The organism is Paraplanobispora siamensis (assembly GCF_016863175.1).
Lineage (GTDB): Bacteria > Actinomycetota > Actinomycetes > Streptosporangiales > Streptosporangiaceae > Planobispora > Planobispora siamensis.
Genome location: NZ_BOOJ01000052.1, coordinates 63,269 through 72,731 on the forward strand (window position 1 = coordinate 63,269; position 9,463 = coordinate 72,731).

Consider the following 9,463-nt stretch of genomic DNA (forward strand, 5'->3'; position numbering starts at 1 on the left):
AGCCGGGGACCGTGGCGGTCATGCGCACCATCACCGCCCGCTGGTACACCCAGGGTCGCATCGAAGACATCCGCGTCGTGGTCGTGCACGACATGGAAGCACCCGAAAGCGCGACCACGGCCGAAAACGTCGCCCGCTACTTCGCCACGACCGGCACCAAGGCTTCGGCGCATGTGTGTGTCGACTCCGACTCCCGGGTCCGCTGCGTCGCAGACGCCCACACGGCCTGGGCCGCCCCAGGGGCCAATGCCGACGGGCTCCAATTGGAAATCGCTGGCTATGCCCGGCAGACCCGTGAGCAGTGGCTGGACCGCTTCTCCCGGGCCGCGCTGGAGCAGGCCGCGATCCAGACCGCCGAATGGTGCGCCAAGTACGGCTTGCCGGCCCGGCGGCTGACGCGCGCCCAGCTGCGCGCCGGCCACAAGGGGATCACTAGCCACGCCGATGTATCGGCGGTGTACCGGCGCTCCGACCACACCGATCCCGGACCGAACTTTCCTTGGGCATACTTCCTGGAGCGGGTCCAGCACCACCTGGGCGGCGCGCAGGCCAACCAGGAGGAGACGGTGTCGACGCCGATGTGGCCCGGCCGGATCCTGCGCCTGACCAGCCCGTTGATGGAGGGCAAGGACGTGCGCCGCTGGCAGCGGCGCATGCGCGCCCGCGGCTGGCGCATCGCCGTCGACGGCCTGTACGGCAGGGAGTCGGCGAAGGTGGCGCAAGCCTTCCAGGCGGAGAAGAGGCTGCGGGTGACCGGTGAGGTGGGGCGGGATGATTGGATCGCGGCATGGGAAGAACCGGTGACATGAGTCCGGTTCGCCTTGTCCACCCCTGTGATCGGGGCTCACCTGTACAATCTGGGCTAAGTACCTGAACGATCGTTTCAGGGGTGGCGTGGCCTGTGAGCGACACGGCCAGACAGGAGACCCCCATGTCAAGCCCTACACCGATCGTTGCCCGCGGCCGTGACGCCGCGGCGGCGTGGGTATCGCGCCGCCATAACACCCCTTCTGGCGCTCCCGGCGATCCCCGGGGAGCGTGTGTTTCCGATCCGGCTATGACCACCCCTGTCATAAACGCTCTGGAAACAAGTAGCTACGGGGTGTTCAAGTACAGTGGCATCCTTTACGTTGCGACTTACAACGTTCCGAAATCGCAGACGTTGATCGTCCAGACCCCGCGCTCAACGTCACCTGCCCGACCTGCGTACGGCGATATGCCGCCCCGGCCGATGCCGCGGGCGCAATCGTCGACCGCGCTCATTGTCCATGCCGGCGCACCGCGGGCGATGCCCCCGCCTGCCCGTCCTTGGCTATCCCCATGACCGACTATCGGGAAATGAGAGCCATCAATGGCAGCAGGTGACACGCCGATCGCCCCGCGCCGTAGCGCGACCAGAAGGGGGAGAGGTGACCGTCTCCCGGTGCGCTAGCGGTGGTGCACCGGCCAACTTGTGTGCGCGCGGCAAAGGCTGCGCCGATTTACGCTGGCGGCACCACCACCAGCGACGACCCGCTGCAACAACCCCTTCACCCCGGCGGCAGGGATACCGCCCACCCGACCCTGGGTGGTCCCTGACCGGCCCTAGGAGGCGATTTTGACGTCCAACCCGAGCGGTCGCGTTGTGACATCACAGCAACCCACCACGATCACTGACCTCATTGAGGTGTTGAAAGCCGGGGACATGATCGTGGCCCAGCTCAAGGATGACCCCACCGACGACGTGGTGGACCTGGCGCTGAAGGCGCTGCGTGTCTTGAACGGCGGCAAGGACCTTCCGCGACAGGCAAGAGACAAGATCATATCTGCACTGGCTGACAATGTCCGGGAACTGAACCTGGCGGTGATCGGCAACGCGGCCGGGCTGAACGATGCCATGGTGAGCCGTATCGCCACCGCAGGTGGAGCCCGGCCGCGTACCTACCGTGGCCGAAAGAAGGCCGTCGGTGACACCGGTAAGGCCAGCATGTAAGGACGCGACACAAGAAGCGTCCACCTGACACGCTCACCCCCGGAAGCCCACCCCACGGGATCACTCCGGGGGTGTTTGCGTGCCAGCGGCCTACTGGAAAATCCAGGTCGACCAGGGGGAGACCTGGCGGATGGTGCTGCGGCTGAAGAACCCCGACGGCACCCCGCTGGATCTGACCGGCTACAGCGCACGCATGCAGGTCCGGGAGTCGGTCACCTCCCCGACGCCGCTGCTGTCGCTCACCTCCGCCCCCGGCGGGGGCATCACCATCACCGCATCCGACGGCCGCGTGGAACTGCATGTCGCCGATGAGATCACCGCGGCCTGGGCCTGGCGGTACGGCCTGTACGGGCTGGAGATCGAATCTCCCGGCGGTGAAACCACCGCTCTGCTCAAGGGCGAAGTCGAAGTCAGCGCTGAGGTGACCCGGTGACCGTCCAGGTTGAGGTCGTCACCTCCCCCAGCGTCATCATCGTGGAGATCGACTCCGTCAGGGAAGTCGTCGTCGACTCCGCCCCGGACGTGGCGCTGGAACTCACGATGCCGGGCATCCAGGGCCCGCCCGGCCCTCCTGGCCCGCAGGGCCCGCCCGGGCCCACCGGCGCGGCCCGGGAGCTGCACTACGACGTCGCCATCCCCGCCGCGGTGTGGGAGGTCACCCACGACATCGTCATCACCCCCAACGTGATCACCTACGACTCCAGCGGCGCTCCCGTCGAAGGTGACGTCACCTATCCCACCCCCACCACCGTCCGCATCGCATGGGCCTTCCCGATGGCGGGCCACATCGTGCTCACCACCTAGGAGGGGTTGGCAGTGCCCAAGTTCGGCGCACAGATCGACACGCAGCAGATCCCGGTCAAGAGCCTGGTGGCGGAAGCGTCCGGCACCGCGCCGTCGTCCCCGGCTACCGGCCAGCAGTGGACCGACACCAGTGCCTCCCCGCCGGTGCTGAAGGTGTGGAACGGCTCAGCTTGGGTGCGCGCCGACGGCGCCGACCTGCCCGACGGGACCGTCACCAACAACAAGATCGCGTCCGGGGCGAACATCGCGCTCAGCAAACTGGCCGTCGACCCCTTGGCCAGGGCCAACCACACCGGCAGCCAGGCCGCGGCAACGATCAGCGACTTCGACGCGGCCGTGCGCGCCTCCCGCCTGGACCAGATGACCGCGCCGACGGCGTCGGTCAACTTCAACGGCCAGAAGATCACCTCTTTGGGGTCGCCGACCCTGAGCACCGACGCCGCCACCAAGCAGTACGTCGACGACTCCCGCGCCGGGTTCGCCGGGATCAAGGACCCGGTGAAGGTGGCCGTGTCCACCGACGTCACCCTGTCGGCGCCCGGCGCCACCCTGGACGGCGTCACCATGAACACCGGGGACCGGTTCCTGGCCTACGGCCAGTCCACCGGCACCCAGAACGGCATCTACATCTGGAACGGCGCCGCGTCGGCGGCGACCCGGGCACCGGACGCCGACGCCGCCGGAGAGGTCCTGGACGGCACGCTGGTCGCGGTGGCGGAGGGCACCCGGGCCGGCGGCCAGATGGTCCAGACGGCCACCCCGTCCGGCGCCCCGGGCGCCTGGACGCAGACCTGGGTCGTCTTCACCACCTCCGGCACCACCTACCTGGCCGGCGCCGGCCTGACCCTGACGGGCAACACCTTCGACGTGGCCGCGGCCGACGGCAGCATCGTCGTCAACGCCGACAACATCACCGTCGGCCTGGTGCCGGTCAGCAAGGGCGGCACCAACGCCACCACGGCCGCCGCCGCCCGCACCAACCTGGCCGCGGTCACCGCCTACAGCGCCGACGCCCCCGCCCTGACTGCCGGCGTGGCCGCCAACGTGGTGCACAACCTGGGCACCACCGACGTGCAGGTGTATGTGCGGGAGATCAGCGGCGGGGCCCGCATCCACCTGGACGAAGCCGTCGTCGACGCCAACACCATCAGCCTGAAAGCCGACATCGCCTACGGCAGCGGCACCCTGCGCGTCGTCGTTCAGGCCAAGGCGTAGGGGCAGCCCATGCCGAAGTTCGGCTCAGCGCTCATCGTCCCGGAACAGGCCTCCCCGGCGAACCCCGCGTCGGGGTTCCTGTCCGTGTTCGCCAAGTCCGGCGGCGTCCTGTGGACCCGCAACGCCGCCGGGACGGAGCGCCTGGTGGAGCCGGGGCTGCTGTTCCCCTTCTCCCGGGCCGGAGCGCTGGCGGTGGCGGTCGGCACGCACCGGCTGTACAACGACACCGGCTCCAGCTTGGCCATCCGCGGGGTGCGTGCCTCCGTCGGCACCGCCCCGACCGGAGCGGCGATCATCGTGGACGTCAACATCAACGGCACGACCATCTGGTCCACGCAGGCCAACCGGCCGACCATCGCCATCGGCGCCAACACCTCCGGCAAGGTCACCAACTACAACACGGCCACCATCGCCGACGGCGCGTACTTCTCCATCGACATCGATCAGGTGGGGTCCACGGTGGCCGGATCCGATCTGACCGTCCAGATCCTCTGCTGAGGCCGTATGCCTACCGATACCTTCACCGCGGCGGGCACCTCCAACTGGGTGTGCCCGGCCGGAGTCAGCTCCGTCGACGTCGAATGCTGGGGCGGCGGGGGCGCCGGCGGCGGCGCGGCCACCACCCGGTGTGGCGGCGGTGGCGGCGGCGGCCAGTACGTCAAGATCACCGGCGTTGCGGTGGCAGCCGGCAACTCCTACTCCTACACCGTCGGCGCGGGCGGCACCGGCGCGGCTGGCGCCAACGGTGGCTCCGGCGGTAGCTCTTCCTTCACCGGCGCCAGCACCACGGTGACCGCGGCCGGAGGGGCGGGTGGCACGTCGGCCGCGGCGGGCGCGGGCGGTGCCGGAGGGTCCGGCGGCAGCGGTGGCACCCGCTTCAGTGGCGGCACCGGCGGTAACGGCAACGGGAGCTGGGGCGGCGCGGGCGGCGGTGGCGGCTCCGGCGGTACGGCCGCGGCGGGCAACACCGGCGGCAACGCCTCCGCCTCTTCCAGCGCCGGCGGCGCCGGTGCGACCGCGGTCACCGGCGGCGGCCCCGGCGGCGCGGGCGGCAGCCAGGGCACGGCCGGGTCGGTGCCGGCTACGGCCCCGGGGGGCGGGGGCGGCGGCGCGGGCGGCACCAACTCCGGCACCCTGGCGGGCGCGGCCGGGCGCGCCGGACAGGTCCGGCTCACCTACACCGTCACCGCCTTCCAGGGCTGGGGTGTGCCCATGTGAGCCCCAGAATCCGCAAAGCCACACCTCGCCACAACCACTAAGTACCCGTACTATTAGTAGGGTGCCGGGAGAGCGACCCAGGTACAGACAGGAGAGACGAAACGTGCAGGTCCCGCATATGTACGACGCCCTGTCCCGGGGCATCGACGCCGCCCGGGCCCAACCCTGGCGGCCCTGGCGGCGGCGCATCGCCATCTGGCTGACCGTCGCGCAGGTCACCCTGGGCGAAGAGAGCTGGGCCCGCACCTGGAAGGCCGTGCGCACCACCCCGGCCCCGCCGCTGGCCTACGGCTACACCATCAGGCAGGCCCGGCAGATGCAGGCCGTGCTGGCCCAGGCGATGAGCGGCTACCACGCCCGGGTCGGCGACCTGATCGCCGGCCACGCCAACGACATCGACCGCACCACCACGTAGAGGTGCGCGGTGAGCGACCGCGCATACAGGAGGAACCCATGCCATCCCCATTGAGGAACCCTGACAGCCCCGACTTCCCGCACGGCCAGCCGCATGGGTACGCCAGCGGCTGCCGCGCCACCTACGCCTGCCCGGCCACGCCGACGTGCATCCAGATCCACCGGGCGCGGGTCGCGGAGCGCAAGCGTGAAGGCGCCGGCGGTTACAGCGACGTGGCCGCCGTGCAGCAGCGCATCCGCGAACTCCTCCAGGAGGGATGGACGCTCAGTTCCATCTCCCGGGCTGCGGGCCTGAACAAGAACACCGCGCTCAACGTCATGAAGTCGCGCAGCTGCCACAAGCGCACCGCCGTCCGGATCCTGGCCGTCACCCGCGCGGACCTGCGGGCCGTGGCCGACCACATCCCGGTGCCCCTGGTGCGCTGGAAATTGGGCAGTTTGCACGCCGCCGGGTTCTCCATCCGGCAGATGGCCGCCAAGCTGGGCTGGTCGGAGGACGCCGTCAGCCACGTCATCACGGGCGCCTGCACCCGCGTCGATTCCTTCCGCGCCGACGACATCGACCTGCTGTTTCAGATGTGGGAGGATGCACGGCCGACCGGCCCCATCGCAACCTGGGCACGGTCCCGCGCCAAGCAGATGGGCTTCTACCCGCCGGACTACTACACCGAAGACGGCCAGCTCATGGACCTGCGGCCCCGCGACGCCCTGGCGGAGGAGGTGGGGCGGCGCCTGGAGGACCGCGCCCAGGTTGCCACGACCATACTGAAGGTGCTACGGCTGACGCTGCGCTTCCGCATGAACGCTGAGCAGATCGCCCGGTCGGCGGACATCGACCCCACCCAGGTCTCCCGGATCCGCTCCGCCGCAGGGTTGCAGTTCATCCGCGTGAAGACCTTTGAACCGGGGGCGACCCGCTCAGTGCTGGCCGACACCCCCCTCAACCACGACCGGGTCCGCAAGATCCTGGCCGTGCTGGATCAGTGGGAGCGCGACACCACCCTGGACCCGTTCCTGCTGGTGCGTGAAGAGCTGGGGATGCTCAAGTCCCGGCAGTACAACCTGAACCAGCGACGCCTGAAGAAGGCCGCCTGACCCTCCGGAAAGTAAATAGGTGCGCATGCAACTACATTCGGGTAAGATCCTTTCAGGGATCGAACAGGGGTCCGAATGTGATGAACGTGACCAAGCCCTACAGCCACCAAGCCATCGAATGGATCAACGACCTCACCGGGCAGCGGGAATGCCGCGTCTGCCCGCGTCCCATCACCGGCTGGGGACCGACCCTGCGTCACCACGATGAGGCCGTACGCCAGGCCACCATCGACCCGGCCCTGACCGACGCCGCCGAAGACGCCGTCCTGGTCGTCACCCGCGCCCTGGAGTCGATGTGGACCGACACCCGGGCCAACGACCACGACCGGGCCCGCGTCGCCGTCCAGGCCCTCATCGATGTGGGCGCCATCGCCCCACGCCGCCGCTGGAAGATCCGCCGCCTGTTCCGGGCCGCCGCCTGACCCCGCTGAGGGGAAAGCGGCGGCGGCCCCGGCAGCAGCAGGCCACGATAGAACGATGAGCACCCGCCCCGGCAGCCCGCCGCCTACCTGATCCCTGTGGTCAAGAGGCTGGGCCTGCCGCTGCTGCGCGTCGAAGGCGACTCCGACGCCGCCTGCCTGATGGTGGAACCCGCCGTCGGCAACGAATGGCAGGTCCTGATCGGCGCCAACGGGGAGATCACGGTGACCTGGCCCGGCGACGGACCGTTCATCACCCAGGGACGGATGAGCACGCCGGACTGGTGCGCCGCCGCCCTGGAGATGGGCGTGTGCCTGCTGCTGGTCGGCCCGCCGTACGAACCACCAGCCGATGCGACCTTGTCCGATGTGGTGGAGAAGGTATGGGAGGCGGGCGGCGCCATGGGCATGGTGGCCGCGGTCGCTGCCTGATCCCGCCAGAACGCCCCCACGATTGTCAACGTGACAGTGGTTGACAGTCCCCTGGCCCGCCCTGGTCAGCCCCAGATTGTTCAGCGTCATCCGCAGATTGTCTGGCGTCGTTCGCCAAGCATCGACCCATGGGACGGCATGCGGCATCGTGGACACCGGGTTCTCTTTGACGACTGCCTGGAGCGAACCTACGCACCACCCGGCCCCTGTTAGCCGCAGGGGCTGACCGTTCGGGGTCGGCGGACACGCCGCCGGCCCCGAACCAGGCCAAGCCCTACCGGTCGGGCAGCGACCGCCCCACCAGGTACGGCGGCGGCTCCGGAATCGCGGCCACGCCCGTTTCAATCGCGACCTTGAATTCGGCCAGGGTGATGTCCAGCGGGCTGGTCGCGTTGTGCCGTACGGCGAAGCCGACCGGCGTGCGCGGATGCACCACCATCTCATGGTGGTACGTCTTGTACTGCCCGCCCGGCGTCGGAGCGTCATCCCGCGTGGCGGTGGAGTCGTAGCCGGTCGTCAGCGACAGCGGATCCCTGATGAACCGGCCCCGATACTCCGACGACTGGCCGGCCTCCCAGAACACGATGCCGATCAGGGACGCCCACCCGGCCACGCACGGCCAGATCAGCCCGGAGCGGGCGTCCGGGTGCAGGCTGACGGTCCCGTCCGGCTGGGTAGCGGGGTGCATGTTGTGCGGATCCCAGCTCTCAGCCGCCCCGTACGGAAAGCGGACCAGGTGGTAGTCCGGATCGACCGGCACGGTCTGGGCCTTGGTGACCTTCAGGGAGCACACATACAGCGTCATGGCCACCACCGTGACCCCTGGCCATCCCTACCGTCGCCCGCTCAACGCGACCGTCGCCGATGCCGCGGACGCGCGTCTATGCTCAGGGAGCGCGAAGGAGGCCACGATGGGTGAACAACTGATCGCAGAGACGTTAAGTCGGCCGCCTGCCACCCTCACCGACCGGGAGACACTGGCGCTGGCCGCGTTCGCCGTGGCGGCCGACGACATGACCCGTACCTGCGCCCCAGACCTGTCGCCGGGCAGCCAGTTCTTCCAGTGGCTGCGCATCCCGGCCGGCCACCAGCAGGAGGTCATCCAGGCGCTGATCGACAAGAAGGTGCTGGAGGTGGTGCGCGACGCCGGCCCCTACAGCGCGGCCGTCTACCGCATCCCGCCCCTGACCGGGCCGTAGCCATCCCCACAGCGGAAGACACCCCCTGTACCCCCGGCCGGACTCGAACCGGCCACACCGACCTTCGGACGGTCGGCTCAGATCCACCCTGTCGGGGGCCCGGCTCTAGTGGTGGTCGCGGCGGGCGCACACCCACGCCAGCCACCGGCCAGGGATCAGATGGACATCGTGCGTACGGCGGTAGCGGGCACAGCGCCGCCCCCACATCGCCGGGCAGTACAGGACGTGCGCGACCGCGTCGACCACCGCCCAGAAGGTGCCTTTCACCGCATCTCCGATCCGTCGAAGCCCAGGGGGGAATCGAACCCCTTGTGGTCACGACCGCTTTGCAGGCGGCCTCCCGCGCCAGCGAGATCCCGGGCCCGGGTGCCTCCGGCAGGATTCGAACCCGCACACTCCGGCTTAGAAGGCCGGTGCCCATCCCTTGGGCGACGGAGGCGTGCGTCAGGAGGGATTCGAACCCCCAGTGCCCGAAGGCCACGGCTTTACAGGCCGCTTGGCAACCGCTGCCAGCTGACGCGGGGTGACCGGCCGGACTTGAACCGGCTTGCGCCCGGGTCACAACCGGGCCCCCTCGACCCTTCGGGGTTCGGTCACAGTCGGCCCGGCAGGATTTGAACCCGCACCCACGGTTTGTAAGACCGCTGCTCTCCCAGGTTGAGCTACGGGCCGGCAAGGCCGCGACGTTACCGCCC

The 9,463-nt window shown here is 69.6% G+C and carries 14 protein-coding genes and 6 tRNA genes; 12 read left to right on the forward strand and 8 right to left on the reverse strand.

The annotated features are described in order from the left end of the window. Window positions 1-20: 20 nt before the first annotated feature. The 11 genes from Psi01_RS29705 to Psi01_RS29755 all read left to right on the forward strand — a co-directional run bounded on the left by Psi01_RS29705 (window position 21) and on the right by Psi01_RS29755 (window position 7,569). Entirely contained in the window at window positions 21-809 is a 789-nt protein-coding gene (locus Psi01_RS29705) for a peptidoglycan recognition protein family protein (protein WP_204067448.1), read from the forward strand. A 788-nt stretch (window positions 810-1,597) separates the two neighbouring features. Further along, window positions 1,598-1,972: a hypothetical protein gene (locus tag Psi01_RS29710; protein ID WP_204067449.1), complete on the forward strand. Its 375-nt coding sequence runs from the start codon at window positions 1,598-1,600 to the stop codon at window positions 1,970-1,972. 79 nt (window positions 1,973-2,051) lie between these two features. Next, a complete protein-coding gene (locus Psi01_RS29715) occupies window positions 2,052-2,405 on the forward strand; it encodes a lamin tail domain-containing protein (protein WP_204067450.1) in 354 nt (117 codons plus the stop codon). Further along, a complete protein-coding gene (locus Psi01_RS29720; protein WP_204067451.1) occupies window positions 2,402-2,776 on the forward strand; it encodes a hypothetical protein in 375 nt (124 codons plus the stop codon). The genes Psi01_RS29715 and Psi01_RS29720 overlap by 4 nt, the downstream gene beginning before the upstream one ends. Window positions 2,777-2,788: 12 nt before the next feature. Then, window positions 2,789-3,991, forward strand: coding sequence for a hypothetical protein (locus tag Psi01_RS29725; RefSeq protein WP_204067452.1), 1,203 nt, complete (start codon window positions 2,789-2,791; stop codon window positions 3,989-3,991). 9 nt (window positions 3,992-4,000) lie between these two features. Further along, a complete protein-coding gene (locus Psi01_RS29730) occupies window positions 4,001-4,489 on the forward strand; it encodes a hypothetical protein (RefSeq protein WP_204067453.1) in 489 nt (162 codons plus the stop codon). A gap of 6 nt (window positions 4,490-4,495) precedes the next feature. Next, a complete protein-coding gene (locus Psi01_RS44200; RefSeq protein ID WP_204067454.1) occupies window positions 4,496-5,209 on the forward strand; it encodes a glycine-rich domain-containing protein in 714 nt (237 codons plus the stop codon). Window positions 5,210-5,312: 103 nt separating this feature from the next. Next, window positions 5,313-5,624 (forward strand): hypothetical protein, encoded by a 312-nt coding sequence (locus tag Psi01_RS29740; protein WP_204067455.1) that lies wholly within the window; start codon window positions 5,313-5,315, stop codon window positions 5,622-5,624. A 38-nt stretch (window positions 5,625-5,662) separates the two neighbouring features. Continuing rightward, the gene (locus tag Psi01_RS29745) at window positions 5,663-6,718 is read left to right on the forward strand and encodes a hypothetical protein (protein ID WP_204067456.1); all 1,056 of its coding nucleotides are present in this window, start codon (window positions 5,663-5,665) and stop codon (window positions 6,716-6,718) included. 80 nt (window positions 6,719-6,798) lie between these two features. Continuing rightward, the gene (locus Psi01_RS29750; RefSeq protein WP_204067457.1) at window positions 6,799-7,140 is read left to right on the forward strand and encodes a hypothetical protein; all 342 of its coding nucleotides are present in this window, start codon (window positions 6,799-6,801) and stop codon (window positions 7,138-7,140) included. Between the two features lie 96 nt (window positions 7,141-7,236). After that, window positions 7,237-7,569: a hypothetical protein gene (locus Psi01_RS29755; RefSeq protein ID WP_204067458.1), complete on the forward strand. Its 333-nt coding sequence runs from the start codon at window positions 7,237-7,239 to the stop codon at window positions 7,567-7,569. A gap of 274 nt (window positions 7,570-7,843) precedes the next feature. On the opposite strand, the gene Psi01_RS29760 is transcribed toward Psi01_RS29755, so the two are convergent. Then, window positions 7,844-8,374 (reverse strand): hypothetical protein, encoded by a 531-nt coding sequence (locus Psi01_RS29760; protein WP_239128128.1) that lies wholly within the window; start codon window positions 8,372-8,374, stop codon window positions 7,844-7,846. Between the two features lie 106 nt (window positions 8,375-8,480). Here Psi01_RS29760 and Psi01_RS29765 point away from each other — a divergent pair, with 106 nt between their 5' ends. Beyond that, window positions 8,481-8,768: a hypothetical protein gene (locus tag Psi01_RS29765; RefSeq protein WP_204067460.1), complete on the forward strand. Its 288-nt coding sequence runs from the start codon at window positions 8,481-8,483 to the stop codon at window positions 8,766-8,768. A gap of 28 nt (window positions 8,769-8,796) precedes the next feature. Here Psi01_RS29765 and Psi01_RS29770 read toward each other — a convergent pair. The 7 genes from Psi01_RS29770 to Psi01_RS29800 all read right to left on the reverse strand — a co-directional run bounded on the left by Psi01_RS29770 (window position 8,797) and on the right by Psi01_RS29800 (window position 9,440). Further along, window positions 8,797-8,867, reverse strand: a tRNA-Arg gene (locus Psi01_RS29770). A 6-nt stretch (window positions 8,868-8,873) separates the two neighbouring features. Then, window positions 8,874-9,035 (reverse strand): hypothetical protein, encoded by a 162-nt coding sequence (locus Psi01_RS29775; protein ID WP_204067461.1) that lies wholly within the window; start codon window positions 9,033-9,035, stop codon window positions 8,874-8,876. A gap of 18 nt (window positions 9,036-9,053) precedes the next feature. After that, a tRNA-Cys gene (locus tag Psi01_RS29780) sits at window positions 9,054-9,131 on the reverse strand. A 4-nt stretch (window positions 9,132-9,135) separates the two neighbouring features. After that, window positions 9,136-9,207: transfer RNA gene (locus tag Psi01_RS29785), tRNA-Arg, on the reverse strand. Between the two features lies 1 nt (window position 9,208). After that, a tRNA-Tyr gene (locus tag Psi01_RS29790) sits at window positions 9,209-9,288 on the reverse strand. Window positions 9,289-9,290: 2 nt separating this feature from the next. Continuing rightward, window positions 9,291-9,365 (reverse strand) — tRNA-His (locus Psi01_RS29795). A 2-nt stretch (window positions 9,366-9,367) separates the two neighbouring features. Beyond that, a tRNA-Val gene (locus Psi01_RS29800) sits at window positions 9,368-9,440 on the reverse strand. Between the last annotated feature and the right edge of the window lie 23 nt (window positions 9,441-9,463).

Bases quoted from the DNA above. Each gene is read 5' to 3' on its own strand.
- Psi01_RS29705 (WP_204067448.1), top strand. From the start codon at position 21: ATGCGCACCATCACCGCCCGCTGGTACACCCAGGGTCGCATCGAAGAC.
- Psi01_RS29730 (WP_204067453.1), top strand. From the start codon at position 4,001: ATGCCGAAGTTCGGCTCAGCGCTCATCGTCCCGGAACAGGCCTCCCCG.
- Psi01_RS44200 (WP_204067454.1), top strand. From the start codon at position 4,496: ATGCCTACCGATACCTTCACCGCGGCGGGCACCTCCAACTGGGTGTGC.
- Psi01_RS29745 (WP_204067456.1), top strand. From the start codon at position 5,663: ATGCCATCCCCATTGAGGAACCCTGACAGCCCCGACTTCCCGCACGGC.
- Psi01_RS29750 (WP_204067457.1), top strand. From the start codon at position 6,799: ATGAACGTGACCAAGCCCTACAGCCACCAAGCCATCGAATGGATCAAC.
- Psi01_RS29760 (WP_239128128.1), bottom strand. From the start codon at position 8,374: ATGACGCTGTATGTGTGCTCCCTGAAGGTCACCAAGGCCCAGACCGTG.
- Psi01_RS29765 (WP_204067460.1), top strand. From the start codon at position 8,481: ATGGGTGAACAACTGATCGCAGAGACGTTAAGTCGGCCGCCTGCCACC.